22 protein-coding genes are annotated in these 26,352 nt (G+C 46.0%); 6 read left to right on the forward strand and 16 right to left on the reverse strand.

Features of this window, described 5'->3' with window-relative positions; genetic code table 11:
* Positions 1 to 217 precede the first annotated feature (217 nt).
* A complete protein-coding gene (locus L3V37_RS00915; RefSeq protein ID WP_130545696.1) occupies positions 218 to 2,968 on the forward strand; it encodes a pitrilysin family protein in 2,751 nt (916 codons plus the stop codon).
* A gap of 87 nt (positions 2,969 to 3,055) precedes the next feature.
* Here the strand turns inward: L3V37_RS00915 and L3V37_RS00920 are convergent, their stop codons facing one another.
* Both L3V37_RS00920 and L3V37_RS00925 read right to left on the reverse strand, forming a co-directional pair.
* Complete coding sequence (locus L3V37_RS00920) at positions 3,056 to 3,508, reverse strand: polymer-forming cytoskeletal protein (RefSeq protein ID WP_130545697.1); 453 nt, start codon at positions 3,506 to 3,508, stop codon at positions 3,056 to 3,058.
* Positions 3,412 to 4,365, reverse strand: coding sequence for a M23 family metallopeptidase (locus L3V37_RS00925; protein ID WP_005374721.1), 954 nt, complete (start codon positions 4,363 to 4,365; stop codon positions 3,412 to 3,414). The genes L3V37_RS00920 and L3V37_RS00925 overlap by 97 nt, the downstream gene beginning before the upstream one ends.
* 427 nt (positions 4,366 to 4,792) lie before the next feature.
* On the opposite strand from L3V37_RS00925, the gene L3V37_RS00930 reads away from it, so the two are divergent.
* The gene (locus tag L3V37_RS00930; RefSeq protein ID WP_207220425.1) at positions 4,793 to 6,547 is read left to right on the forward strand and encodes a hypothetical protein; all 1,755 of its coding nucleotides are present in this window, start codon (positions 4,793 to 4,795) and stop codon (positions 6,545 to 6,547) included.
* Between the two features lie 80 nt (positions 6,548 to 6,627).
* Here L3V37_RS00930 and L3V37_RS00935 read toward each other — a convergent pair whose 3' ends face one another.
* The 12 genes from L3V37_RS00935 to L3V37_RS00990 all read right to left on the reverse strand — a co-directional run bounded on the left by L3V37_RS00935 (position 6,628) and on the right by L3V37_RS00990 (position 19,834).
* Positions 6,628 to 7,272: an START domain-containing protein gene (locus L3V37_RS00935; protein ID WP_130545699.1), complete on the reverse strand. Its 645-nt coding sequence runs from the start codon at positions 7,270 to 7,272 to the stop codon at positions 6,628 to 6,630.
* 76 nt (positions 7,273 to 7,348) lie between these two features.
* Entirely contained in the window at positions 7,349 to 8,533 is a 1,185-nt protein-coding gene (locus L3V37_RS00940) for a multidrug effflux MFS transporter (RefSeq protein WP_025768669.1), read from the reverse strand.
* Positions 8,530 to 9,174, reverse strand: a complete 645-nt coding sequence (locus L3V37_RS00945; RefSeq protein WP_130545700.1) for a recombinase family protein — start codon at positions 9,172 to 9,174, stop codon at positions 8,530 to 8,532. Before L3V37_RS00945 ends, L3V37_RS00940 begins: the two co-directional genes overlap by 4 nt.
* A gap of 146 nt (positions 9,175 to 9,320) precedes the next feature.
* Positions 9,321 to 10,328, reverse strand: coding sequence for a LacI family DNA-binding transcriptional regulator (locus tag L3V37_RS00950; protein ID WP_130545701.1), 1,008 nt, complete (start codon positions 10,326 to 10,328; stop codon positions 9,321 to 9,323).
* Between the two features lie 217 nt (positions 10,329 to 10,545).
* On the reverse strand, positions 10,546 to 12,279 hold the full coding sequence (locus L3V37_RS00955) for a sodium/solute symporter (RefSeq protein ID WP_005383442.1): 1,734 nt from the start codon (positions 12,277 to 12,279) through the stop codon (positions 10,546 to 10,548).
* The gene (locus L3V37_RS00960; RefSeq protein WP_130545702.1) at positions 12,272 to 13,267 is read right to left on the reverse strand and encodes an ester cyclase; all 996 of its coding nucleotides are present in this window, start codon (positions 13,265 to 13,267) and stop codon (positions 12,272 to 12,274) included. The genes L3V37_RS00955 and L3V37_RS00960 overlap by 8 nt, the downstream gene beginning before the upstream one ends.
* Before the next feature lie 49 nt (positions 13,268 to 13,316).
* Entirely contained in the window at positions 13,317 to 14,291 is a 975-nt protein-coding gene (locus tag L3V37_RS00965) for an ester cyclase (protein WP_085569426.1), read from the reverse strand.
* A gap of 524 nt (positions 14,292 to 14,815) precedes the next feature.
* The gene (locus L3V37_RS00970; protein ID WP_064376318.1) at positions 14,816 to 16,096 is read right to left on the reverse strand and encodes a TRAP transporter large permease; all 1,281 of its coding nucleotides are present in this window, start codon (positions 16,094 to 16,096) and stop codon (positions 14,816 to 14,818) included.
* On the reverse strand, positions 16,093 to 16,656 hold the full coding sequence (locus L3V37_RS00975) for a TRAP transporter small permease (RefSeq protein WP_025768663.1): 564 nt from the start codon (positions 16,654 to 16,656) through the stop codon (positions 16,093 to 16,095). Before L3V37_RS00975 ends, L3V37_RS00970 begins: the two co-directional genes overlap by 4 nt.
* Before the next feature lie 58 nt (positions 16,657 to 16,714).
* Positions 16,715 to 17,710, reverse strand: a complete 996-nt coding sequence (locus L3V37_RS00980) for a TRAP transporter substrate-binding protein (RefSeq protein ID WP_130545705.1) — start codon at positions 17,708 to 17,710, stop codon at positions 16,715 to 16,717.
* A 267-nt stretch (positions 17,711 to 17,977) separates the two neighbouring features.
* Positions 17,978 to 18,934, reverse strand: coding sequence for a LacI family DNA-binding transcriptional regulator (locus L3V37_RS00985; RefSeq protein WP_025768661.1), 957 nt, complete (start codon positions 18,932 to 18,934; stop codon positions 17,978 to 17,980).
* A gap of 150 nt (positions 18,935 to 19,084) precedes the next feature.
* Positions 19,085 to 19,834 carry an HpcH/HpaI aldolase/citrate lyase family protein gene (locus tag L3V37_RS00990; RefSeq protein WP_130545706.1) on the reverse strand — a complete coding sequence of 250 codons (750 nt, stop codon included), beginning with the start codon at positions 19,832 to 19,834 and terminating at the stop codon, positions 19,085 to 19,087.
* A 289-nt stretch (positions 19,835 to 20,123) separates the two neighbouring features.
* Between L3V37_RS00990 and hisD the strand changes: the two genes are divergently transcribed.
* Genes hisD through L3V37_RS01010 form a run of 4 tightly spaced genes read left to right on the forward strand, consistent with a single transcriptional unit; the run spans position 20,124 to position 23,925 of the window.
* Positions 20,124 to 21,416, forward strand: coding sequence for a histidinol dehydrogenase (hisD, locus tag L3V37_RS00995; protein WP_237305660.1), 1,293 nt, complete (start codon positions 20,124 to 20,126; stop codon positions 21,414 to 21,416).
* Between the two features lies 1 nt (position 21,417).
* Positions 21,418 to 22,152, forward strand: coding sequence for an SDR family NAD(P)-dependent oxidoreductase (locus L3V37_RS01000; RefSeq protein WP_025768659.1), 735 nt, complete (start codon positions 21,418 to 21,420; stop codon positions 22,150 to 22,152).
* A gap of 47 nt (positions 22,153 to 22,199) precedes the next feature.
* Entirely contained in the window at positions 22,200 to 23,204 is a 1,005-nt protein-coding gene (locus tag L3V37_RS01005) for a cupin domain-containing protein (protein WP_237305661.1), read from the forward strand.
* A gap of 1 nt (position 23,205) precedes the next feature.
* Positions 23,206 to 23,925, forward strand: coding sequence for an alpha/beta fold hydrolase (locus L3V37_RS01010; protein WP_237305662.1), 720 nt, complete (start codon positions 23,206 to 23,208; stop codon positions 23,923 to 23,925).
* A 63-nt stretch (positions 23,926 to 23,988) separates the two neighbouring features.
* On the opposite strand, the gene L3V37_RS01015 is transcribed toward L3V37_RS01010, so the two are convergent.
* On the reverse strand, positions 23,989 to 25,074 hold the full coding sequence (locus L3V37_RS01015; RefSeq protein WP_237305663.1) for a porin: 1,086 nt from the start codon (positions 25,072 to 25,074) through the stop codon (positions 23,989 to 23,991).
* A 177-nt stretch (positions 25,075 to 25,251) separates the two neighbouring features.
* The gene (locus L3V37_RS01020) at positions 25,252 to 26,268 is read right to left on the reverse strand and encodes a nuclear transport factor 2 family protein (protein WP_005374772.1); all 1,017 of its coding nucleotides are present in this window, start codon (positions 26,266 to 26,268) and stop codon (positions 25,252 to 25,254) included.
* Positions 26,269 to 26,352 lie beyond the last annotated feature (84 nt).

Consider the following 26,352-nt stretch of genomic DNA (forward strand, 5'->3'; position numbering starts at 1 on the left):
CGCGAATTTGAGTTTTACATCAAATAAGCAAAAGGATTTGGAACGATATTATTTATGTATTTGTAAAGTAAGGATTTGTCGATTTTTGTAAATGAGAATTGATTTCAATAAAAAGTGATCTTTATCACATTCGCGCGTCTGATAATCCATTAAAAATGTGAAGGTTATAGCACCGGATATATATTAATTAGCTTAATCATTGTTATGGGCAATCGTTATGCGCAGTATATTGTTAGTCCCCGCGTTATTAGTGTCAGGGTGTGCTCTGATACAACAGTCGACGCCGATTCAACCTGACGCCAACTGGCACGTGGACCAGTTATCGAACGGTATGAAATACCATCTTTATCCAACAGAAGACCAAGAAGTCTCGGTCCGTTTGGTGATGAATATCGGCTCATTCCAAGAAACATCTTCTCAAAAGGGTTACGCTCACTTTGTTGAGCATATGGCGTTTAATGGTAGTGAACATTTTACCGGTAACGACGTTGTCAAACTTTTCGAGCAATCTGGTGGTAGCTTTGGCGCTGATATCAACGCTTTTACCAGTTATCAGCAAACGTCTTACCAGCTTGACCTTGCGAATAATACGAAGCTAGAAGATGCCCTGAAGTGGATGAGAGATATCGGTAACGGACTTGAGTTTGCTCCTGAGCAAGTAGAGAAAGAAAAAGGGGTGATTCTTGGGGAATGGCGACGTGCTAATCCGGATGATAAGTCCTTTTCTATGCATGCTTACCAAGCCTCGATTGAAGGCACTATGTATGGTGAGCATGACCCAATTGGTACTCGCGAAGCGATTCAAAACGCTTCCTCGAGTAAGTTAAAGGCGTTTTACGACAAATGGTACCAGCCACAAAATGCCGAGTTGATTGTGACCGGTAATATCGACGTAGATTCACTGTCCAAGATTATCAAAAGCAAGTTCTCGAACTGGGAAAGTACCTCGGATACGGTAATAGAGAAGCGCCGTGATATTCGAGTGAACAACGAAAACAGAATCTTGCCAAGTAACACGATGGAATCACCAAGTCTTCATTTAGTGATTGAGCGTGGTCTAAGTGGCGGCACGACGATTGAGCAACAACATGAAGTGTGGCGTGATGAAGTCGCAACACAACTCATTCAACAGCGTTTGATCCGTGTACTCAGTGATGCCGCTGAACCTTTTCAATACGCTTATGCAGAGCCCTATTACTCTAACTATCAGCGTATGATGTCGGCAGGGATTTCGTTTGCACCAGATCGCCGCGAACAAATGCACCAGACTTTCATTCGTACCTTGGCGTCGTTGAGAGATTATGGTGCGACTCAATCCGAGTTAGATAGCGTTATGTCAAATTGGCAAGGTGAACTTGCAAATATTGATTCAGATTGGAGTCAGCGTAAGCCAAACAGCTACGCAGAAGCACGTGTTTTTCAAATTGGACAAGACAGTGTCAGCCAATCAAAAGAGAATTACGCCCAGAGTTTGGCAGAATTCATCAACAACGAGAATTTAGAGAGTATTAACACACAATTGACGGCTTTGTTATCTCAGCAGCCAAGCTTTTTTATTGGTTTGGGGAAAAGCGAAACGTCAGAACAGTTCAATGGTGTATTTGCCGCTCTAAACAGTGCCTATCTTCAAACTGGCGAAAAACCGTTAGAGATGTATGACAAAGTGGATGGATTCTTAAAGCCTACCCAGGAAGGCAGCATCACGAGCATGCGTCAGGAAGCGGGTGGTTTTCAAGTCTATACGCTATCAAACGGTGTCGAAGTGTGGTTCCAAAAAGATACTAAAGCGGGTGGTCGAGCGTATATTTACTATGCGAGCCAAGGTGGTAAAGCCGCTGTTGATCCGACGTTGTATGCCGCTTATGAAATCGCAGCAACAACGGCAATACGCAGTGGGTTAGGGGCATTTTCTGGTTCAGAGCTAGATAGCTACTTACGCAAAAACAACATTGCGCTTGGCGCGATGCTTGATGCGACCAGTCACGGAGCGCAAATTACGGCGCCAAATACGCACCTAACCGATGCTTTGAATGGACTATACAACCTAGCGACGGAGATTAAAGTCGACGAGCGCCAGATGGCGGCAGCGAAGCAAGAGTTTAAACAGCAGAGCGGCGCTTTTTTTGAATCACCGATGGGAAAACTGATTCAAAAAGCAAACGGCAATTCTTATTTGCCGGGGAGTCGTCATCGTATAGTGTCCAGTGATGATGTTGAACAAGTGACTTCCGAGCAGATACTAGCGGTGCATGAGCAACTTTTCAAAACCAATGATGGTTTTAAGATGGTTATTGTTGCAAACGTAGAGCCGGAAGAAATTACACCACTTTTGCGTAAGTATGTGGCCTCTATCGAAATGAAACCTAGTCGTTCGATTGATTATCGCGTTGCGTTTAACCCGGAAGTGCCGGAGCGAACTGTGGTTGCGGATGGGCATGAACCTTCATCGTTGTATGTAATGCGTTTGACTAATACGAGCGATTACCAACGTACGGCAAGAGACACGGTTATCGAAGATATTTTGCAACGTATTAGTAATGCGCGTGTTTTGGATATTGTGCGAGAAGAGTCTAGCCTTGATTACAGCCCAAGCATTTACACCATGACACAAGATCGCGAACCCATCTCTGATTGGCTTTTGGAGTCTCAAGTCGAGCCCGAAGACGTGGCTCTTTTAGAGAGTAAACTGGGCAAAGTGTTTGATGATTTAGCGTCAAATATTACCCAAAAAGAAGTGGATACGGCCGCGAAACAACTGGCAGTCGCGATGCAAGGATTGGATGACAACCCAGCACAGAGATCATGGGCATATACTCGTTATTTGGTGCATGATTACGGCGTCGATGTGTTACTTGACGTTGAGAAAGTGGCTAAAAGTGTGACGTTAGATGAAGTGAAAGCGCATGCAAAATCAGCTTTTGGTCCACAAGCAAAACGCTCGGTGATGGTTTTAAATCCGGCCGAATAATCACGTAGTTTCTGACGAAAATCGTGGCAATAGTAATAAAAAAGACGGCGTGAAAGCCGTCTTTTTTAAGCACTTTAATCAAAGCTTTTATGCTGATTTACGCGAAAGTCGCTTTTCATTGTTGGTGTTGTTTTCTTTTGTGATCGCACTGTCTTGAGCATTACCCTTTAACGTTACCACTTCCTTTTCAGGTAATTCGGCTGCTTCACCAAAGAATTTGCCACCAGGTTCAATGCTGAGGTTATTGCTCCAGATCCTACCGCTTACGCGTCCCTTGGCAAGCACTTGAATGTGTTCTGCGTGACAGTTTCCGTCCATCATGCCGTTAATGATCAGCTGTTTAGCGTAAATTTCACCGTTTACTCGCCCGCTTTCTGCGACAACGAGAGTGCCTTCCACGTTAATTTGACCATCGACGATGCCATCAATCTGGACATCGTTTTCTACTTTGAGTTCTCCGCTAAGAGAACAGCCTTTGGCGATGAGAGTTGAAGCTGCTGAGCTACTCGTTGTTCCACTGTTTTGATTAAAGATTCCCATCGTATTCTTCGCTCCTTAGTAAAAATGTCTTCGAAATCATTAAGGCTCCAATCGACAAATGGTTTCGGATTCAGTGCTCGCCCAACAAATCGCACCTCGTAATGCAGGTGAGGGCCAGAAGAGAGCCCACTGTTGCCGGAAATTGCAATCAGCTGCCCTTTTTTGACGAACTGACCACTTTTTACTTTGAACGCTTTCAAGTGCGAATAAGAACTCGAAAAACCGAAAGAATGTTGTAGCCTGAGGAAGTTACCAGAGCCTTTATTACTGCGGCGGGTGACTTCCACTACCCCATCGGCAGGGGCATAAATTTTGGTGCCGATATTTACGGCAAAATCGAGCCCACGATGCATCTTGGCAACTTTTGTCACCGGATGGATACGCTTACCGAATCCGGAAGATAGCCGTACGTTGCCGACTGGAGAGCCACTTGGTATTTGGTTTAATAACACCATGCGAACGTTTGAGGTTATCGCCGCTGCATCGAGCCTAGCATCCAAGTTATTTGTCGAGGTATGTTCTCCAACCCCAAGCACTTTCTCTAATTCACCCAAACGTTCCGAAACAAGTTGTACCCGTTCTTCCCGTTCTGAAAGGTCATTTTCTAGCTCTGATTTAAGTGTTTTCAGTGTGCTGAGTTCTTCACCCATGGTGCGTGAATGCTCTGTCAATTCAGCTTGTTTTAACGCTGCATTATCAACGCGAGTGTACAAGTGATGAATTAAGATTACGGTCGCGGCCAGAGCAACAACAAAAAAAACGAAAAACGTTTTTATGTTGCGTTGCATCCTTTTACTGAAGTACCAATGTCTTGAGCCATTGATAGTTGATATAGAGATCGTCAACTGGTCTTTCATCGTCTTCTATTGCTCGTATTTGGTATACGTCTCGTCACTGAGTTAGTAGGAATGTAAGGAAAACGAGTAGGGACTGCCAGAGGCAAATTGGAAAGAAGTGTCAGGTCGTGAGGCGTTTTCAGATATTAGATAAAAGACTCAATAAAGATTTAATATTCTGCTGATTTTGGTCGTAATTACTCCAAATCGCTTCATTTAACTGAATATTATGATTTTTAAGGCGGTTATCCGAGAAATTGGATTGTGAATATTGCCAATAGCATCCGCACGCAATTCAACTTACTTCACGGTTTGCCTTATAAATGTTGGATAATTTATCAAACCGACATTCATTACATCGATAACTTGTTTATGATAGCGGTTGATATAAAGCACTATTCATTGGCTTTAAACCTAAGCGTTACATTTCGTTTAGGAACACATAACTATGACAACGGAGTTGGTCGTGAAAAAACTACTATTGGCTACAGCAGTGGTCGCAGCAGCAGGGGGCGCTGGCTACCTGTACCAAAACAATACTACCGCGAGTGATGCAGGCTCACTGTTAACGCAAGTTCCTGCAGATTCACTTATGGTGACGTATCAGACAGAACCTTTTAACCATTATAAATACATGAACGCATTCGGTACGGCGAATCAAGGCTCGATTGCAGAACTTTTTGCCGATGAACCACTGTCTCCACAACAGCAGTTTGCAGTTAACTTATTCGATGGATACCTAGAGAGTGCTGCGTCGCCAGAAACATTAAAAGCTTATTTGGGCACCGGGGAAAACATTAATCCTGTGTTGTACACAATTGGTATGGTACCGGTGTACAAAGTGGATATTGAAGACCCTGCCGCGTTATGGAAAACACTGGATCATGAAGAGCAGATGAGCGGCGCTAAGCATGAGTTGGTTAAGCTTGGTGAAGTCGAGTATCGTCGTTACGAGATGACTGATTCAATTGACCCGCAGGACGGTATTGGCTTGGTTGTAGCCGTGGTTGATAACGTGCTTACGTTAACGATTGATGTTCCGCAACTGGGCGTTCAAAACCCGATTAAAATGGCACTAGGGCTTGAAGCACCAAGTCAAAATATTGCTGACAGTGGACGCCTTGAGGCGTTGCAAGCCAAATACGGTGAAAACAACAACTCTTTTGGTTACTTTGATCATCGCGAAGTGATTAAAGGTTTGACGACTAAAGATGGCAATATGTTTGCTCGTCAAATCAGCACGTTGGATGCAATAGATCCTGAACCAACTATTGAGGAAATTCGTTCACCAGCCTGCCATACTGAGCTTACTCAAGTTGCAGAAAACTGGCCTCAGTCCGTCGCGTTTGCAGAATACAAGATGAAAGGCGATCAGGCGTTCATTAAAGGTTCTTTTGTTGTTGAGTCCAACAATAAAGTGATTCTAGATGCGCTCAAGTCGATTCGTGGTGTATTGGCAGAGTCTAAAAGTGATAAGAGTTTCTTTAGTATGGCGCTTGGTTTAGACATTAATACGCTAGCGCCATCGATTGGTCAGATTTGGGCTGACTTGACTCAGCCTCAATACCAATGCTCTTTATTGACACAAATGCAGCAAGAGATGGGCGGCCAGAATCCAGCAGCCGCTGTAAGCATGGGGTCAGGCATGGTTAACGGCCTCAAAGGGTTAAGCCTGCAAATGTTTGATATCAAAGTAGATACTAATGCTCAGCATGGTGAAGTATTTAGCCAGCTAGATGGTATGTTGTCTCTTTCTGCCAATGATCCAATGATGCTTATTCAAACTGCGCAAATGTTCGTTCCTGAACTTGCTCAATTGCAAATTCAACCGGATAACCAACCTGTTAATGTCAGTGACCTATTAGAAATGCATACTGGCATGAAGGTGGACGTGTTTGCTCGTCTAAACGAAAACCATTTCACCCTTTACAGTGGTGATAGTGCTGCGGAAGCAAGCAAAGAAGTGATGGCGCAATCACTTTCTCCAAATGGCTTGTTCAGCTTTGATTTTGATTCAGAGCGTATTTTGGAAGTGTTAGAGAGTGCGTCGTCAATCACTGGGGAGCCGGTTCCGGATGATGTTGTCAAAAGCTTACAAGGCGAGCTTGTTGGTGGTATGACGATGGACGTGACAGACCAAGGTATTGGTTTTGAGTTTGATTACCGTGGTGCAACTAAACCTGTAACGGTTGCACAGCAGTAACACGTTGAGTAGAAAAGGCGGCGCAATGCCGCCTTTTGTTATTATGTACCGTATTAAAAAGCGAGTGGGAAGAGCGACGCTTACTCATCTATTTGAGGATGAGAGTATTGCTGATATTCAGGTAACTCTTTTCTTAAGTTACTAAATGTCGCCCATGCACTTTCTTTTGAAAGTTTGTTGATCAGCCAGTTTGGCAATAGACCTCCGGGATCAGCAAACGCCTTGTATTCCACGAGTGTTGTATCGTTTGTGAGTTTTTGTAACTCCCAAGTCGCATCAACCGAGCGAATTCGAACATAACCATTTTGTTCAGCAATATATGAGTCAGGTGCGCTTTTGATTTCTATCGTGAATCCCAGCTCATCGACCCAGTACTTTGAGTAGGTGACCATATCCCGATTTTTGGCAGGCCATGGTGCTTTAAACTGGGTGTAAACGATGTTCTCGGTGGCCGATATTTGATTTAAAACCCGGCTATGACTGGCATTGTCAATCCAGTTCGGGATATTGTCACTGTCTTCCAGTAGCGTTAAAAATGCACCATAGCTGGTGGGTGTGAACATCCGGGCACGGATCTCAACTAAACCGTCACTATGTTCTCGGGAGTAAATTGTGATTCCATTCTTGTCACTCTCGAACTGCCAGTTCTCGTTGGCGCTCGCGTCAGTACCAGCGGATATCAATGTGGCGAGTGTTAAGGCGCCAATTCTTAAATGCAACATCATGTTAGTATCCGCCAACTTTTCCTAAATTTAAGTTTATACGATTTGTCGTAACTATAAGGACAATAGTATGTTTTTGTTATTGTTCTGAAGGTTGCTCTGCACTGAAGCCACGTTGAATGTTGGTGAAGGTAAGCGATGCAAATATTACGATAACGATCGCTAGATGCCATGCTTGACTCAATCCAAGCTGTACCAGAGTTAAGCTGACCAATGAGGAGACGACCATTTGTCCACCACCAGACATTGCCGCTGCGGCACCTGCTTGCTTTTTATAAGGTTGCATTACCATCGCTTGTGCACAAGGTAGGGCAATACCATTACCCAAGATCATTAATAGCTGTCCTAGCATCAGAAATAGAGGCTCAACAGGACAGAAAAATAGCCATATTGCGGCAGCGAGGTGAAGAAATGGGGTGCAGAGCAGCATTTTCTTATTGCCAATAATTGGCCTTACTCGGTTACAAATCGTGGTACCACATAACATACCCAAAGCGGGAATGAGTGCCCACATTGCGTATTGAGCGGAGGTCATGCCAATTTGATCTTGCATGATAAATGGCATCACAGAGACTGTCGTAATCATTAAGCTGAAGTTTAACCAACTGATACTGGCGAAACTCATAAAGTAACGAGACGTAATTAAGCTCTTGTATTGTAGTAACATTTTTCGGGGTGATGGAATGACAGAACGTTTTGTGATGGTTTCTGTGAACTTAAAGGCGATGATTACCCAGGCCAGCGAGACATAGCCCAATAGAGAAATAAACACCATACTCCAACCGAAGTGGAAGTTGATAAAGCCGCCAATTACAGGTGCAATAAGTGGCGTGATTGAAGCCGCCATGGCGATGTAAGACATTGCCACTGGGAGTTCATCCCCGCTAAACCTATCTCGAGTCGACGCCCTCGCGAGTACCGCGCAGCATCCTGTACCTAACCCTTGTAAAAAGCGCCCCATCACCATCCCTGTAAATGTGTCACTGAAGAAAATAATCATCAGCAGACCAGACATCGCGATGAGTAAACCGGTAAGTAATACTCTTTTTCGTCCTAAAGCATCTGACACTGGCCCGTAGATAAATTGAGAGGGGCCAAAGCCGAGCAAATAAATACTCACAAGTAGTTGAGCTTGGTCGAGGGAGATGGAAAAGTCTTTTGCTATCCATGGCAAAGAGGGCATGACTAGCCCCATGCTCAACTGGCCAACGCTAATAATAAGACAGGCGAGTAGTATAGTATGAAAGTTGATTGGGCGACTCATGACTGGTCTCCATTCAAACAACCTTTTTGGCGTCGTGATCTTAAGCCGCCTTCGTCATCCACTTCATTTAGCTTTGCTTTGACCCGCTTCACAGTCGATAGACTGACTTCGCATTGCTCTGCCACGTTTTGCAATGTGTAGCCTTCTAGCAGTAACGTTGCGATCTGTTGGTGTTTGGTTTTGTTTGCGGGGCGGCCGCGAAACTTCTGTTTCCATAATTCTGGCTGCTCTTTAATGGCCTGTCGCCCTTGCTCTGCGGCAAACAGGCGATGTTCAGTCTGCACTTTCCCATATCCAGATAACACTGTGAGTAGTGTTTGAGTTTGAACAGAATCTGGCTCAAAAGTTAGTGATTCACATACGGTTTTCAATGTTACCCCTTTATCGAGTAGCATTTTTATTGTGTTCAATGCTTGACTAAAGTCGCGACCAAATGCGGTCAGCCACCAGAGCACAATCGTATCCCCAGCTCTGACGGAATCGAGCAGTTGTAAGAATGCCTCTCTCTCGGTTGGAGGCATGCAACCACGAACCTTATCCTCAAAATGCTGAGCTTCGGGCGCAAAAGCTTTTAGAGTATTAAGGTGCTCTTGGTAAGCTCGATTTTTTGGCGAATAACGAGTGTAAAGATACGTGGTCATAAGGATTATGAGCCTTTTTTTGTTTGGTTCATATAGTGTAATAGCTCATAAATATACATGGGTTCATTAATACTGACAACACTAAATGAGCCGTTTGGGAGTCAGAGGCAAATAAAAAAGCCAACCGAATGGCTGGCTATAGCTATTTAAGCTTTTGTTGTCTGTCGCTCGATTAACTTCACTGGCACCATCATTTTTACTAGGCTTCCGTTTTTTGTATTAATTTGATCAACAATGATCTTCACGCATTCGCGAGCGAGGCGACGGAAATCCTGGCGGAATGTGGTTAATTGATAGCTTAACCATTCTGTCTGAGGAATATTATCAAAGCCAATGACTTGTAAGTCCTGAGGAATGCTCAACCCGCATTCTATACGAGCGATATCCATGACCGCCATCGCAAGGTTATCGGTTGCACAGAACACCGCTTCAGGCCGATTTTTGTCTGCCAGTATGGCACGGACTTTATCAAGTGAGCTCGCGTAGTCATAGCTGGCTTCAATGATGCGTGGCGTCTTGCCGGTTAGGTCTTCAAATTCAGAGCAGAAGCCGCTTTGGCGTTCGTCATTCGTAAAGGTTGGCACTTCTCCCGTCAAATAAACCGCGTTCTTCACGCCACTTTTGAGCAGAAGTTGCGCGGCTTGTTGGCCTGCTTCGTAGTTGTCACTGATAACGTAGCTACTCCTAGTACCTTCAACAACTCGTGCGTATTGAACAATTGGGATATTAAACTCTTCACATTCTTCATAAAGGGACTTATTGAAGGTTGCGGAAGCGGCAATGACACCATCGACGCGATACTGGAAGATATTTGGGATTGAGTGGCCCTCTTCTTCATCCACTTGCCATGGAATCAATACGGCAGAATAACCTTTTTTCTGTAACTCACTGGAAATTAATTGAAGTGTTTTCATATGGATAGGGTAATCCGCATCAGGAAACACCAAACCTATCAATTTCGATTCGTTTGTGGTCAGGCTACGTGCAAAGGCGTTAGGGCGGTAGTTAAGGGCTTTAGCCGCTTCAAAGACTTTTTGCTTGGTCTTTTCGGATACTGAGCTACCCGGAACAAACACGCGCGATACAGTAGATTGAGAGACGCCTGCCATCTTTGCCACATCTTTTGATGTGACTACGTGTTTAATTGATTTCATGAATAAAACTTAGTTGCCAGTAATTGAGGTCATAAGACTAGCATAAATAGGTACGTATTCATAAATGTTCTGACGGGGTATCCTAAGTAGAATAATGGCTTTGGAGTATTAAAAAGCAAAATGTGGGTTAACCCATTTGGTTTGCTTTGAGCTAGCACTAGATCTAGTGCGTAGATACTGTCCGTTTGTTGGACGTGCAGTATCTACGTAAAGAAGATTAATTTGCTTGTTTGACTGCAACTTTACGTTTCGGGGAGAGGAGTGAATACCCCATGTATCCGATGCAAGCGGTAGCGACAAGAATAGAGCAGCCACGCATAAAGTTAATCAGCATAGGAGCGTTGTCGGTAAACGCGTTGATCCCCCAAAGCATCACGAGAGAGAATACAAACATCACTAGTAAGCCATAACATGGAGCATCGATTTTGCCGGGAACGACATACCAACCATCTTCCTTGATTGGTTTATTTAGACGAGCATATTCCGCTTGCTGGCCTTTCACTGTGTAAAGATGCATTTCATCTTGTTTACCCGTCAGGAGAAGGCTAGCAATGTAAGCGACAACGGCATTCACAAGGACGCCAATCACGCAATACCAAGGCCACGCAATATCGGTCGCAACGGCTACATACCAAATCACCAAGAAGCTAGCAGCAACGCCAATCAACAAGCCTTTTTCAGTAATGTGTTTTGAGTAGAACCCAAGGACAAACATACAGAAGCTTGCACCGACAAAGTAAGAGCCTGCCTTACTCAGCACTTCCAGTACCGAGCCTGTGCTGGTGGCAAACATGATCGCTGGAATGATGACCAAAATCGCCCACGCCACCGTGAAGAAACGCGATACCTTCAAGTAATGCTCTTCCGACTCGTTTTGCTTGTAGAAGCGTTTGTAAAAGTCAGCCACAGAAACGGTCGCCATTGAGTTGAACGCAGAGTCGAGACTCGACATACTTGCCGCCAGAATCGCAGCGGCAATGATGCCCATCAAGCCTGGCATTCCATATTCACTCGCATAATGAAGAATGATGGTGTTGCCGTTTTCAAACTCTTTACCGTCGTAATAAGCGTTGAATAGGACACCAAGCAAGATAAAGACAAAGTAAATAAAGAAGGCCACGTAGCCCATCATCAACATTGCCTTTTTCGCATCGCCCATGTTTTTCGCGGCCATACAACGTTGTACCATCATCTGGTTACCGCCATACACGGTGGTGTGGAACATCGTCATTGCGATAACGCCGGCCCATACCGTCGTTACTTGGCTTAGGTCAAAACTTGTTTGTAGGGCATCGGTCATTCCTTTCGCTTTGAGTTCTGCCATGACCTCCGTCATTGGAGCAGGCATGCCATTCCAAACGGCTTCAATGATGATGAATGCGCCAATAAATAAGATTACTGCTTGAATCACATCGGTCCAAATGACAGCCGCGATACCGCCCATTACGGTGTAGATAAGGGCAATTGCAGTGACGATCATGATGCAGTACATCACGTCGATACCAGTAATGAACTCTAAAATCATTGCTGTCGCGTAGAGTACGGCTGCCGAGCTCAATGCTTGTTTGATAAGGAAGATAAACGACAAAGTCAGTCGTGAAGCCTTACCGAAGCGTCGTTCTTGATACTCGTAGATGGAGGTTAAACCGTTGTTGTAGAAAAACGGCATAAACACAGCCACGATGAAGAAGATCACCAGCGGATAATTGAGGTGAATCGCGATAACCGACAGGCCTTCTTTGTAAGACCAAGCTGGCCCACCAAGGAACGACATGGCACTCACGTAAGTACAAACGACAGAAATACCGATCGCCCACCAAGGGATGCTCTTATCACCCAAGGCGAATTGACTAGCTGAAGTGACTCGCTTTCCGATTACTGCACCCAGTACTAGCGTTAGGGCGATGTATCCCCCAAGGATGCTCCAGTTAAGTGCGCCAAACTCATGCATAATTAGGTCCTTCTAACTGTTCTTTCATTTGTGCAAACACGTCATAGCCAAGTTGCAGCAGGATATGAACGATGTCGATCGCTACCCAGTTTTCCTTCAGTAAATCGCCTTCGCGTCGCCAAATGTCCATAACGCGAAGTTCGATGTGTTTTCCGGTTGGGGCGAGACCGAGCCAGCCACTGTAACCAGTGTGAGTACCATGCATATGTGGCCAACCACCTGTGGATACGTAGTCATTTTTGGCCAAAAAATTGACCTCAATATCGACACTTCGGTCAGGGAAGGCAAACACAAATGGCGCTTGATGGTGGTTACGGAAACCTTTGATACCGCGCGTAGTACCAATACCAGCAGGGCCGTACCACATGAAGTCATTGTGCCAGTAGTTTTCTAAATCCATCGAGAAAAGATCTTTGCCATCAAAACGACCCAAGCAAGACAGCATATCTTCAACCAGTTGGGCGCTCTTTTCACTTTCTTCCAAAGACACAACAGATTGTTGAATACCGTTAGAAGTTGCAGGAGAAGGAACCAAGCCATCGTGACCTAAGCTTTTACGAAGAGGGTTGCAGCCTGCTTGATTCATCGCGTCGATGAAGTCTGGGATCATGTAAGATTCGATGATTTGGTCGTTCTCCACACACACCATTTCGGTGTAACGTAAGTAGAGTGTTTTCCCTGTTGCTGGTATGCCAAATAGTGGTTGTTCAAATGTACCGATAAAGTAGCCGGTAGAGTTGTACCAAGTGCGGCCTTCGTATTCGCCGTGCATCACAATTATTGGTCGGCGCTCGGCGTCAGGCAAAGCATTAACAAGTGGTGAGAGGAAAGATTCGTGGGTTGCATCTGGGCCATTAAGATCGTTCACAGGGTGCGCCACGCACCATTTTACGTCAGGGTTCAAAGCTTGCAGAGCGGCCTGTTTTTGCTCGATGTCTGCGGCTTTGAAGTAGTTCTGGTAGAACTGTTCGATGATGTTGAGTGACATGTTGCTTCCTTACTGTCTGTGATTTTAATAAATAGTGTTTAGTCAGCCGTTAGCCTTGCTGTAGCAGGATTTGCTTCCAGATTGCGGTCTCGTCAAACAAAGTGAATTCGCGACGAAGACCCCAAGGGCCAAACTCAGCGTGGCTGATCCCCATGATGTAAACCTCTTTTCCTGAAGGCTTACCAAACATCCCATATCCCTCATGCTTACCGTGCAAAGACCATCGAATTGCCGCGCGTGGTGACATCATGTCGTCATCCCGGCCAATACGATGGTGAACGGTAAATTGAGCATTTGGGAAAGACGCACGAAGTGCCATCCAAAAATGATCGACTTCCGAGTGTGATAGGGCAGTTTGACCGCCAGTGTATTCGCCGATGCAAGCACGGTCGTACTCTTTCGGTACTATAGAGAACTCGGCATTCATAAGGCTTCTGAGAATTGCTTCATAGCGCTGACCATATTCGTTGTCGTTGCCTACGCCCAAATAAGGTCCAGGAATGTCGATTTCAGGTGTGAACGGAAATGGGCTTGATTCCACGCCACCTTCAAATTCGATTTGTTGGCGTGCAAATTCTTCTGACGTCATACCCAGTTGTTTCGCGATATCGGCTTGATCGCGAACCAACCATTCGTCATTGATTTGGTTATTGATAGCGTGGCAATCTGCGATAATACGGAAACGAAGTTTGCGATTCGAGGCTTGCCCGTAGAAGCCGTTGCCACTGTGTGTTGCAGTAGAGATGATTCGATGAGAAGAAAGCATGCCTTGTTCCGGGGTGCCTGACCAAATGACGTCTTCGCCATATAGCGTGCGATCGGGAAACTCGGCCAGTGTCGCCATTGTTGCACTGATCACCCCTTCGTTTCCTTGAACGATGGAGAGTGGAGTGCGCACAACAATGTCGGGAGAGTAGTAGTGTTCTAAGGTGTTTAAACCTCGGTCTTCCCAAATCTCTTTTGTGATACCAAGAATGTAGTCGGGAAAGTCACGCCACTTTTCATCGAAGCCAACCATGGCCATAAATCACCTCCGTAATTGAATAATTATGTTTGAATTATGTTTTGATTACGTATTCAAAATATATCATGTTGCCATTTTGTCAACGGATTGTTTTTCGATTGTTTAAATAGCGTGCTGATGATCAGGTTTTTAACAATTGAGCAGAAAACAAACTAAAAAAGTACAGGCGAGATGGAAGCTATCTCTTATCGAGACGTGTTAATAAGAAAGGAGGTCAAAGTTTTTTGTATGAATTCCCTAATATCTTATTGTTTTTTAATCGCTTAATTTATTTTGATCTGTTTGAATGGAAACAAATGATTAAGCCAAAACTGATAATCATGCAGATCAAGGCACCCAAATAGACTTTATCGCTAATATTCAGCTATTTTGGTGTCAATTATCCTTATATCTTTCAAATTCTCCTTTTGCATACGAATGCTTAAAGGCTTTTTTATTAAATCGGAAGTAGATAACGAATAAGCCACTAGAAAGGTGTTTATCTAGTGGCTATAACAGTCATAAGCGCTCTATGAGTGCAACGATCAGGATAAAAGCGCAGGTAATGATAGCGAGATGGCAGGGATGAAGGTAATCAACATCAAGGCCACTATCATTGCACCAATCCAACCCATGATGGCTTTAGAGAGCGACTCTATCGGTACTTTGCCTACCTGACTTGCCATAAACAGGTTGGCACCCAGAGGAGGCGTAACAAAGCCAATGGCCAAGTTCACGATCATCACGATCCCAAAATGAACGGGGTCCATGCCGAGTGCTGACGTAATGGGTAACAGAATTGGTGTGAGAATAACAATCGCTGCCAGCGTTTCCATAAAGGTACCGACGAGCAACAACAGGACATTGATGCAAAGCAGTATCAGAAGTTTGTTTTCGGTAATCGATAGAATGAACTGAGCAATTTCAGTCGGCAGACGTTCTAGGGTCAATATGCGGCCAAACGTCACGGACGCACCCACAATGACGAGCACAGCGCCAACTAACAGTGACGACTCTAGAATGATTTTCACCACTTGCGCTGGTTTGAGTTCTTTATAAACAAACATGCCAAAGAATAAGCCATAGAGAACTCCGATGGCGGCTGATTCGGTAGGCGTGAAAATGCCAGAATAGATACCGCCGAGAATGATCACGGGGAGTAGCATTGCCCAGCTGGCTTCTTTTAGCGCAGCAAGACGCTCTGCCCAAGTCGCTTTGCGTTCGTTACCTGTGTAGCCCCGCATTTTTGAGACAATTAGACAGTAGCCGATCAATACCATACCGACGACCAAGCCAGGAATGATTCCCGCCATGAACATCTTAGTGACGGAGACTTCAGCAGTGATCGCGTAGACGATCATCACCACAGAGGGTGGAATAATGACGCCAATTCCGCCGGAAGAGGCTATCAAGGCACCGGCAAAGCTGCGGTCGTAGCCTTTCTTCACCATCGAGGGAATCATCGTCAGGCCGATAGCGGCAACAGTGGCAGACCCTGTACCAGAGATGGATGCGAAGAACATACACGCCACAATGGCCACGATACCAAGCCCGCCAGTAAAGTGGCCAAAGAAGACCTCCGCCACATGCAATAATCGTTTTGAGATCCCTCCTTGGCTCATAAGGTTACCTGCTAAGGTAAAAAGAACGACGGCGAGGAGAGGGAAGGAGTCGAGCCCTGTCACCAAGCCTTGTACTAAAAACTCGATGTTAAGGAATGGCAGGCTTAATATCGCGACCATACTGGCTGCCGCCAGAGCAATACCGACCGGAACGCCAATGAGCAGAAGCAGACCAAAGCTGCCAAACAAAAGTGCAGACGTCATGCGTTAAACTCCAATAGTCGGTTAGAAGTACGATACTTTGCTTTGATATGGCGATAGCGTTGGCGAGAAAAGCGAACTCGTTCATTGCTGGTGGAGCACGCGTTCACACGTTGATAAATGCTTGTCACTAGGCGCGCGCAGCTTAATAGTGCGCAAACTAAAACAGAGGCATACAAACACGCAATAGGAATTTCCATTGCGGGTGCAATCTGACCGAGTTGCAGGCTGCGGTTTATAACCTTAAATCCAAACCAGGCGACAGTGGCACTAAAGGCAAGGTAGATAAGATCAGAGACAATCAAACTGAATTGCGTCCAATTGCCCGGAAGTTTATCGATGAACACACGAATGCGGATGTGTCGATCATCTCGGATACAGTAGCTGATGCTCAGGTACATCGCCCATACGAATAAATAACGAGCCAGCTCTTCAGCCCACGCGATCGTTGCATCGAACAGGCGTAGGGCGATTTGCAAGCACAGTAAAGTTGTCATCGTTGAGATCGCGATAACGATAAGGGTTGGTTCTAGGTATTTGTCTAGTAAGCGAAACCACTTCATGTTCACCTCCAAAACGAGAAAGCACGACCTGTTGCCAGATCGTGCAAAAGAGTGGGAGTTATAGGCGTTCTATCTCGGCCATCACGTTGTCAAACAAGTCTTTACCCGTTTTACTGCGCAAGTCCTGGTACACGGCCGCATTCATTTTCTCTTTCATGATGCTGCGTACCTCGTCTGGGACGATGTTAACCGTCATGCCTTTTGCTTCGAGCTCTTTGATTACTTCTCGGTTTTGCTGCGCGGCGAGCTCACGCTGTTTTGCGATGGTTTCTTTGCTTACTTCACTGATCAGCGCTTGTTGTGCGGCCGGCAGTGAATCCCAAAACGATTTGTTCATGAACAACACGTAGTTGGTGTATATATGGTTAGTTAAAGAGAGGTACTTTTGTGCCTCGTAAAAACGTTCGGCATAAATAGAGTAGATAGCACTTTCTTGAGCGTTAATCAGGCCTTGTTGTAACGAGGTGAAAATTTCTCCCCAAGACAGAGGTGTTGGCGCAGTACCAATAGATTTCCACGCGCTTATTTGAGTGGGGTTAGATGCCGAGCGAATCTTTAGCCCTTTCAGGTCCTCAATACTATCAACTGGCTGTTTGTTGTTGGTCACGCTACGAAAGCCGACCTCCATAAAGCCAAGTCCATGAAAGCCTTTTGATTCCATAGCATTCAACAATGGTTGTCCGATCTTCTCACTGTCGAGCGCTTTGTGTGCTTGCTCTTCGCTATCAAAAAGGTAGAACACGTCGAGCACGTTAAACTCTGGGACGTAGGGAGAGAGTAAAACTGACGCACCAAACGTCATTTGTAAGTTGCCTTGCTGTACGAGTTCAGTCGTCTCACGCACATCGCCTAGTTGTCTCGCCGGATAGATTTCAACTTCTATCTCACCGTTTGAGCGAGCTTCCACTTCTTGTTCGAAATAGAGCATTGCTTTGTGTACGGGAGAGGTTTCTTGACTGTCATGAGCAAGACGAATAACACTGGTTGCAAACGTATTCATACTGCTAAATGCAAGCCCCAGTGCGGTAAGTGAAGTAAGGATTACTTTCTTCATCGTTCTTCCTTGTTTCTGGTATGACCTGCCATTGGCATTCGTCGGCAAGTCACACAACTTTTTATGTTTTTATAAATTAGTTGAGCAATTCATATCCATTTTGCATACGAATCCAAAATAAAACATTAAAGTAACAAGTCAATAACAAGATTGATGAATTGATGAGAAATTAAATAACGATTGGTGAAAATTTAATCGTGATCACAGAAAATGCCTTACTCGAAAGCAAGGCATTTTGTTTATGAAGAATGAATAAAAATGGATTTATTAAATGGTGCTACTACGTTCGATCAAGGTGCCTTGCTCGAAAAGGTATTCGCCAGTTGCATCCAGGTTGCCGTTGATTCGATTCATCAAGTCTTCAACCGCTCGTTTAACAATTTTGTCGACTGGTTGAGCAATGGTGGTCAAATCATAACTCGGCCATGCAGACATCGGAATGTTATCTACACCCATCACAGAGAAGTCTTGGGGGATCTTTGCTCCGGCTTGTCGCAAGCCATCCATCACACCCATGGCGAGGATGTCGTTTGCACAAAAAATTGCATCGGGTTTGCTAGTGTGCGACAAGATCGCTTTCGCCGCTTCTAAGCCTGCTTCAAAGCTGTACTTGGCTTGGATAAAGGTTGGTGACGGGGAGCCGAGTTCTTGCAATTTTGAAGAGAAACCCAGCCAACGCTCTTCACTGGTCATGGAGCCAGCATCGCCACTGATATAAGCACACTGTTTTGCGCCTTTCTGCGTTAAATACTCGGCTGCTTGTTGGCCCGCCAATCGGTTATCAATACCAGAGCTGTTGGCATTAATACCCTCGGCGTAGCGGTTGATCAAGCTTAAATGAACGCCAAACTTTTCGCATTGGGCAAACGCGCGTGAGGTTAAACGGCTGGTGGCGATAACGAGTCCGTCCACTTGGTATTCAATGGCGCGTGAAATGGCGAGATCGAGGTCGTCCTTGTCGATAGGGCAAAGCACAACTTGTCCGCCTCGCTTTTGAATTTCGACAGCCAAAGCACGAGATTGCATGTCGTACATTGGGTTTGATTCGCTATCTAACGCAATCGCCACTAAGCCTGAACGATTCGAAATCAGACCTCGGGCGATGGCATTCGGTGTGTATCCGAGCTTAGCTGCGGCATCCATCACCATTTTGCGTTTCTTCTCGCTAATACTCGCAGTCGGGCTGAATGCTCTAGATACCGTCGATTGAGAGACGCCGAGCATCTTCGCGACGTCGATCGAAGTTACTTTCGCTTTAATGGTGATACTCCTTATTTAAGGCCATTGAACCTTCTCATACGTGCTGAGTGTATGGGCTAGGGGATTTCTGTGTCTAGAGCATTACATTGATAAGGCGTAAATATCAGAGAAAACTCAAGAATTCATCACATTTCTCTCTTGCTTGAAGCCATCAATGATCATTTTGTGTTCAGAGCTAACACAAAAGAAGCTAACGCCGAGTTCACGCCATTCCCGAGCTTGTTGAGCCGTCGCGACAAACATGCCAACAGGTTTATTAGCGGCTCTGGCCGCTTCGATTACTCGCATACTTGCTTGTGCGACTTTCTCATCATGAACGCTATCAGCACCATAAGCGACAGTGAGATCAACTTGGCCAATGAAGAGCGCATCAATTCCTTCAACATTGGCAATCGCTTCAACATTTTCGACCCCTTGAGGGTCTTCAATTTGTGCAATGACAATCGTATTCGCACGGCTGTCTTTTAAGTGTTCAACCATGGGCTTAGTGGCGTATTGCGCTGCTCGACTGGAACCTGCATACCCTCGGCCACCTTCTCCGTAATGGCAGATTTTCGCCAGTTGCGTCGCTTGCTCAGCAGTACAAACATGGGGAATTTGTACACCCGCCGCGCCACAGTCAAGCGCGTTCAAAATGGTTGAAGGAGCGCTGTCTTGTACTCGTACCACGCACGCGAGGTCATTCGCTCTGGCCGCCATGATGCACAGATCAAGCGAGGAACGATCGAAAGGTGCGTGCTCTGCATCCAGTACCACAAAAGGCAACTCTGCCAGTGCCAATACCTCGATAATGTGAGGGTGAGGGGTTTTAACAAATGTACCTAATAGCGTTTCTTTAGTCAGACGTTGCTTAAAATTGCTCATGATTATCTCCTTTGCAAAGGTATGCAAAAACTAACACGGAGAAATGTAAATGATGAGTAAAAATGATGTGATCTAAAACTCATTTTTGATTAAAAATTAAACTCAATCAAGGTCCTTATTACTTGCTTTTATTTGTTTAAATTAATTAATACAAAGGCTTAAGGGTGGTTTTTGTGGTTTGTTGACTTAACTTGTCAAATGTTAATTAAGTGTTTAATCTGATTTTGCATTCGTATCCAAAAGCATAAAAATAACCGTTCGTCAGCCTCAATGTTCAAGGAGAAAACCAATGGCACGCATTTTAAAAAACGGAATCACTGAAGAAGCATCAGCATCAAACGACGCAAAAGTGCGTCAGATTGTTGAAAGCATTCTTACTGATATTGAATCGAAAGGTGATAGCGCTGTACGTGAGTTGTCTGAAAAGTTTGATAACTGGTCGCCGGAGCAATTCCGCCTGTCAGAAGAGCAGATCCAAGCCTGTGTGGATGCGCTTGATGAATCGACTCGTCATGATATCGAGTTCGCTCAGCAACAAGTTCGAAACTTTGCTCAAATTCAACGTGACTCAATGAAAGACGTCGAAGTAGAAACCATGCCTGGTGTGGTACTGGGGCATAAAAATATTCCAGTAAACAGCGTGGGTTGTTACATCCCTGGTGGAAAATACCCATTGGTTGCATCCGCTCACATGAGTGTACTGACGGCGAAAGTCGCGGGCGTAAAACGTGTTATTGCTTGTGCGCCTCCGTTTAACGGCCAGCCGAATGTCGCGATTGTCGCTGCGATGGCAATGGCGGGTGCGGATGAAATCTACTGCTTCGGTGGTGTTCAGGCGGTAGGTGCAATGGCTCTTGGTACAGAGACTATTGCGCCAGTCGATATGATTGTAGGGCCGGGTAACGCATTTGTGGCAGAGGCAAAACGTCAGTTGTTTGGTCGCGTTGGTATCGATTTGTTTGCAGGGCCAACGGAAACCTTGGTCATTGCTGATGAGAAAGGCTGTGACCCGGAATTGGCAGCGGCAGACTTGCTTGGTCAGGCTGAGCATGGTTACAACTCTCCCGCTGTATTGTTGACCAATAGCGAAACATTTGCGCAAGAAACCATCAAAGAAATTGAACGTCAGTTAACCATTCTTCCAACGGCTGAAGTCGCGGGTAAAGCGTGGGCAGATTACGGACAAGTGATTGTGTGTGATAGCTACGAAGAAATGGTGGAAGTGGCAGACGATATCGCTTCTGAACACGTTCAAGTGATGACGGAAGATCCTAAATACTTCCTAGATAACATGACCAACTACGGTGCCTTGTTCCTAGGTCGTGAAACCAACGTTTCTTACGGCGATAAATGTATTGGTACCAACCATACACTGCCAACGAAGAAAGCGGCGCGATACACCGGTGGTCTTTGGGTAGGTAAATTTATCAAGACCTGTACTTACCAGCGTGTAACGGAAGCTGCGTCGCTAAAAGTCGGTGAGTACTGCTCTCGCTTGTGTGCACTCGAAGGTTTTGCTGGCCACAAAGAGCAAGCGGATATTCGTGTGCGCCGTTACAAAGGCAAAGTGGAAGAGGCGTAATATGTCGAAACTTGCCTTAGTCACAGGCGGCAGTGGCGGACTGGGTGCCGCCATTTGTCGCAAGCTAGCTGAATCGGGATATCGCGTAATTCTGACTTACAACAGTAATCAGAAAGCGGCCGAGGATGTGCTTTCCTCGCTGCCACGTAACGAGCATCTAGCATTCAAATTGAACGTGGCAGATTCTAGTGCGATTGAACAGCTTAAACATCAAGTCAGTGAAATAAGCGACAAGCTGGATCTGTTGGTCAACTGTGCGGGGATGACGAAATTCGTCGCGCACTCTGATTTGCAAAGCTTAGATGATCAACTGTTTGACCAAATTTTCCAAGTGAACGTCCGTGCGCCTTTTGCCATGGTTCGAGCGTTTGAGCCTTGGCTTAAGCAAGCCAATGGTTGTGTGGTGAACATTACTTCTATCGCGGCACAGACTGCGATGGGGAGCAACATTGCTTACTGTGCAAGTAAATCTGCCGCGGAGAACATGACCCGTTCTTTAGCTCGCGCTCTGTCTCCCGAGGTTCGCGTTTTGGCTGTTGCTCCAGGGCTTGTCGACACTGAGTTTGTCAAAGGCTTGGATGACGCATGGCGTAATCAACAAGAACAATCCACACCGCTTAAGCGTTTAGCCAATGATGAAGAAGTCGCTCAAGCCGTGTACGCCGCGGCAGATCTTCTGACCTTCTCGACAGGCAATACCATCGCGGTTGATGGTGGGCGACCTTTAGGTCTGTAACTAACAATTCAAAGGCTAGGTCCAAACAAGGACAACAAGGATTTACAATGACTCTACAATCTAAAATGAATAATAACCTGGTCCGCTACATGGAACTGATTCCGGGTACGAGTGCGTTTATTGATGCGCGCACGCCAGGCAGTGATCTCAAAGATAACTTTTGTATTATCGGTGCAGGGGTGGCAGAGAGCAGTCGTCAGCATGTTCATATTCGCGATACGGCGGGCTTTAATATTGGTGCCGCAGGCCAACCGCCAGGCATCAAGAATTCGTTACATTCTCATCGCACCGCTGAGCTTTTCTTGGTGTTCAAAGGCCAGTTCCGTTTTTATTGGGGGAACGATGGCGAACACGAGGCGGTGTTGTCTCACGGTGACGTCATCTCGATTCCAACCAATCTCTTCCGTGGATTTGAAGTGGTTGGCCGCGATTACGGCTTTATGTTCTCGGTACTTGGCGGCGACGATTCAGGTGGCGGCGTTATTTGGCATCCAAACGTTATTAAAGACAGTCAAGGTTATGGTTTATACCTCAAAGCCGATGGCACACTCGTGGACACCATTAATGGCGACCCGATGCCACAAGAATCAGAATTGATGCCGCTGCTTACCGAAGAAGAGCTCGCGACCTTCGATACCTACACCGCAGAAGAGATGATGCCATTTGTCGCTCTGCAAAAAGATTATCGTGAAATCAAAGGCGATTTCAGCGGAAGAAACGTGAAACAATACGCCTTAACGGGTCATCCTTTGGCGAGTTATGACTTCCAAGTAAAGAGTGAAGATGAAGTGAGCATCATGGCTTATGAGCTTTCTGAAGGTGGCTCGATTCCTCAACACTGCCGAGAAGAAAAACAAGTGCTTATCAACTTTGATGGCGATACAGAGGTGGTGCTCACACATCAAGGCGAACAAGCTAACGTTGTTTTAACGCGCGGTGATGTGCTGAATGTTCCAGAAGGTGCGTCATACTCACTGACGAACTTGCGTGGTAATAGTTTGACGTATTGCATTCTTGGGTCTGATCAACCAAAGCCGCTTGCAGGAGAATAAAATGACGCAACCCACCTCGTTAGTTTGGCTACCCGGACTACTTTGTGATGGCACATTGTTTGAGGATATCAACCGAGCGTTGCCAAGTTGGGTTGAGCCTACATGCCCGACGCTGGCTTCATTGCCGTCAATGGAACAGCTGGCGCAGAGAGTGTTGCAAGACGCACCGCGGGAGTTTGTCTTGGGTGGCTTATCAATGGGTGGGATTCTTGCCTTTGAGGTGTACCGTCAAGCGCCAAACAGAGTCAAAGGCTTGATCCTCATGGATACCAACGCAGCAGATGAAAAGCCAGAGGTGACACAAAAGCGTGATGCACTGGTTAGCCGTGCATTAAGTGGTGAGTTTGAACGCATTACGCCTGACACTCTGATGCCTGTGCTGATTCATCCAAGCCGTTTGCAAGACAAAGCGTTAACTGAGCGTATAGAAGGCATGGCGGTCAATGTAGGTTTGGAGGCATTTGAAGCACATGCTAAAGCGTTAGCAACTCGCCCGGATGCTCGACCTTTATTGGCGGACATTCAAGCTCCTACGTTGGTGATAACAGGTAAAGAAGATAAGCTTTGTCCGCTAGACAATCATCTGCTCATGGAGAGATGCATCCCAAACGTCACGCTTCATGTTATCCCTGAGTGTGGGCATCTATCTACGCTTGAGCAGCCTTTAATTGTTAGTGAAGTGATGACTACTTGGCTTCAAGATAACTTTGCTTTGTGTTGATAAGAACTTCATCACTCACCACCTTAAGGTTACTTGGGTATAGGTGGTGAGCGATGAGTGTTATCAGAAGTAGTAGCGAATACCTGCCGCGAATTGATCATCACGGTTTTCGAATTTGCTGCCATCGTACTGATCTTTACCTAGGTCGAACTGGTATTCAGTCCAAACTAGGAATTTGTTCTTCTGGAAGTGGTATTCAAGACCAGGAATCAGCAAGTTACGCTCGTAACCTTGCGTCTCGTCACCACGATCTTCCATGTAGTTGTAGTTCAACGTTGGGCGTAGGCCGTTATCGAAGTGGTAGTAAGTGTAGATTTCGCCACCTAGGGTATCGAACATTACGTCCGTACCGCCTTGGCTCACTGCTTCCCAGTTTTCGCCAACGTGGAAAGTCGCACCTGCGTAGAAGCCACCGTTGCTGTAGTTTGCGCCCAATAGCATGATGCGCATGTTGTCGCCGTTTTCTACGCCAACCACGCTTGCGTCTAAATCAGCAACTTCATTTTGATGGTAAGCCGCACCAAGTGTTACGCCATCAACCGGTTTGTAAGTGATAGACGCACCCATGCCGTTTTTCAGTGAGGCTGTCGCATTGCTTGCTAGAGCGACATCTTCACGCGTGGTTTGGTAAGTAAAGCCGTAGCTCACTTTTTCATTAATTGAATTACGGTACGTAAATGAGTTTTCTGCACGACCCGCGCCGGATGCGATACCCCAGTCAGCTAGGTTGTAAACACCTGAGCCACGAGTACCGAATACACGACCTAAATCGGTGTACCATGCTACGTCGTAGAAGGTAGACCACTGCTTAGTACCTGCAGCAATCTTGCCATATTTTTCGTGATCAACACCTGCGTATAGCAAGCGGTCGTAAATGTTGTCACCGTTCGCGCCAGAGTTGTAGCCCCATTCCGCGTGACCGAAACCAGTCCAGCCGTTATCCAGACCCATTTGGCCTTTCAAACCGAAACGTGAGCTGCCGCTGTTCCATTCGCCGTTGTCATCACCGCCACGGTCTTGGTAGCGAAGATCGAAACGGCCATCGATGGTTAGGCTGTCGCCAGCGTCATTAACAAAAGTGTGTGCAGCAAAGGCTGAGCTAGAAGTAAGCGCTGCTAAAATCACTGCAGAAAGGGTCGACTTTTTCATCATCAATCTCATTATTCAGGGCGCAGAAAGCCACCGTGCGTTCATGCCCGTTTTGAATAAGGGTTCTATCTTGAGGTTGTGCCCCATCCTTGAGGCATGAGTTGGGAGCATGTCGCCTGAACCGAGAGGGGATTCAGGCAACATAACGGCGGGTTAACAATCCGCCCCTAGGACTTCTTATAGAGAAGGGTTTAGGATCTGTTGAGTACGCTCGAACACGTCTAGACCTTGCTGTTTTAGCCAGTAAGGAAGGTCGATCAGTACCCAGTTCTCAGATAGCTTGTCGCCGTCACGGTAGTAAACGTCAACCACTTGCATGTCTGCGCGTACTTCACCACCTGTCATACCTAGGAAACCACCGATTGGCGTGTTAGATAGGTTTGGCCAGCCGAAGAAACAAGAGAAGTTACCTTCTGCGAAACGACATACGTGGCCGTTAAACTTCTTGTCTTTCAGGTTGTTACGGAATGGTAATTGGTGCTGCTGTTGGTAACGAGGGATTGTGTAAGACGCACCGATACCACATGGACCGTACCAGATCATGTCTTTAGACCAGCTCTTCTCAAGAACTTCTGGTGGGCAACCCATAGCGCCGCTGTCGTTTAGTGCAGATAGGTCATCAACCATCTTGTTCACTAGTGCTAGTGTTGCTACGCCTTCTTCTGGTGCTGCGTCTTCGAACAGTAGACCGTCGTGGTTACGAGGACCAGGGTATACGAAGTGCTTACCTGTTGATGGTGGTAGTGGGTAACAACCCGCTTGGTCCATCGCGCCTAGAAGGTCTAGGAATAGGCCAGTCTTAGTGATCTTGCCGTTTTCAACACAGTTAAATTCTGCGTAACGGATGTTCATGATTTTGCCAGTTGGGCGCATGCCTAGGTATTCAGCGTCGAATAGACCCATGAAGTGACCCATGCTCATTACCCAGATTTCACCTGATGTTACTTCGTTCTCACCACCGATGAAGATGTCTTGACGACGCTGCATGCGAGTCATTGATTTCATCAAAGGAGCCCAGAAAACGTCAGCCGCTGCTTGAGCGCCTTGTTGCTCACGGAATGGGTAAACACCACGCCATAGGTAATCTTCTGAAGTGTGTGCTTTTAGTACTTCTGCCACGTTCTCGTGAGTTGCGTTTTCCATTGCGCTGAAGTATTCACGTACAACGCGTTTCGCTTCTTGATATTTAGACATAATAAACTCTCTTATTTGCTGTCGAGTCGGCTTTGGGAACAGGACTCGAAATTAAGTTTTTTCATCCGGCCGGGGAGCCAGCCG

The sequence above is a fragment of the Vibrio sp. D54 genome (assembly GCF_021728075.1).
Lineage (GTDB): Bacteria > Pseudomonadota > Gammaproteobacteria > Enterobacterales > Vibrionaceae > Vibrio > Vibrio alginolyticus.

Coding starts and splice junctions, on each gene's coding strand:
- L3V37_RS00915 (WP_130545696.1), top strand. CDS start 218: ATGCGCAGTATATTGTTAGTCCCCGCGTTATTAGTGTCAGGGTGTGCT.
- L3V37_RS00920 (WP_130545697.1), bottom strand. CDS start 3,508: ATGGGAATCTTTAATCAAAACAGTGGAACAACGAGTAGCTCAGCAGCT.
- L3V37_RS00925 (WP_005374721.1), bottom strand. CDS start 4,365: ATGAAAGACCAGTTGACGATCTCTATATCAACTATCAATGGCTCAAGA.
- L3V37_RS00930 (WP_207220425.1), top strand. CDS start 4,793: ATGACAACGGAGTTGGTCGTGAAAAAACTACTATTGGCTACAGCAGTG.
- L3V37_RS00935 (WP_130545699.1), bottom strand. CDS start 7,272: ATGATGTTGCATTTAAGAATTGGCGCCTTAACACTCGCCACATTGATA.
- L3V37_RS00940 (WP_025768669.1), bottom strand. CDS start 8,533: ATGAGTCGCCCAATCAACTTTCATACTATACTACTCGCCTGTCTTATT.
- L3V37_RS00945 (WP_130545700.1), bottom strand. CDS start 9,174: ATGACCACGTATCTTTACACTCGTTATTCGCCAAAAAATCGAGCTTAC.
- L3V37_RS00950 (WP_130545701.1), bottom strand. CDS start 10,328: ATGAAATCAATTAAACACGTAGTCACATCAAAAGATGTGGCAAAGATG.
- L3V37_RS00955 (WP_005383442.1), bottom strand. CDS start 12,279: ATGCATGAGTTTGGCGCACTTAACTGGAGCATCCTTGGGGGATACATC.
- L3V37_RS00960 (WP_130545702.1), bottom strand. CDS start 13,267: ATGTCACTCAACATCATCGAACAGTTCTACCAGAACTACTTCAAAGCC.
- L3V37_RS00965 (WP_085569426.1), bottom strand. CDS start 14,291: ATGGCCATGGTTGGCTTCGATGAAAAGTGGCGTGACTTTCCCGACTAC.
- L3V37_RS00970 (WP_064376318.1), bottom strand. CDS start 16,096: ATGACGTCTGCACTTTTGTTTGGCAGCTTTGGTCTGCTTCTGCTCATT.
- L3V37_RS00975 (WP_025768663.1), bottom strand. CDS start 16,656: ATGAAGTGGTTTCGCTTACTAGACAAATACCTAGAACCAACCCTTATC.
- L3V37_RS00980 (WP_130545705.1), bottom strand. CDS start 17,710: ATGAAGAAAGTAATCCTTACTTCACTTACCGCACTGGGGCTTGCATTT.
- L3V37_RS00985 (WP_025768661.1), bottom strand. CDS start 18,934: ATGCTCGGCGTCTCTCAATCGACGGTATCTAGAGCATTCAGCCCGACT.
- L3V37_RS00990 (WP_130545706.1), bottom strand. CDS start 19,834: ATGAGCAATTTTAAGCAACGTCTGACTAAAGAAACGCTATTAGGTACA.
- hisD (WP_237305660.1), top strand. CDS start 20,124: ATGGCACGCATTTTAAAAAACGGAATCACTGAAGAAGCATCAGCATCA.
- L3V37_RS01000 (WP_025768659.1), top strand. CDS start 21,418: ATGTCGAAACTTGCCTTAGTCACAGGCGGCAGTGGCGGACTGGGTGCC.
- L3V37_RS01005 (WP_237305661.1), top strand. CDS start 22,200: ATGACTCTACAATCTAAAATGAATAATAACCTGGTCCGCTACATGGAA.
- L3V37_RS01010 (WP_237305662.1), top strand. CDS start 23,206: ATGACGCAACCCACCTCGTTAGTTTGGCTACCCGGACTACTTTGTGAT.
- L3V37_RS01015 (WP_237305663.1), bottom strand. CDS start 25,074: ATGAAAAAGTCGACCCTTTCTGCAGTGATTTTAGCAGCGCTTACTTCT.
- L3V37_RS01020 (WP_005374772.1), bottom strand. CDS start 26,268: ATGTCTAAATATCAAGAAGCGAAACGCGTTGTACGTGAATACTTCAGC.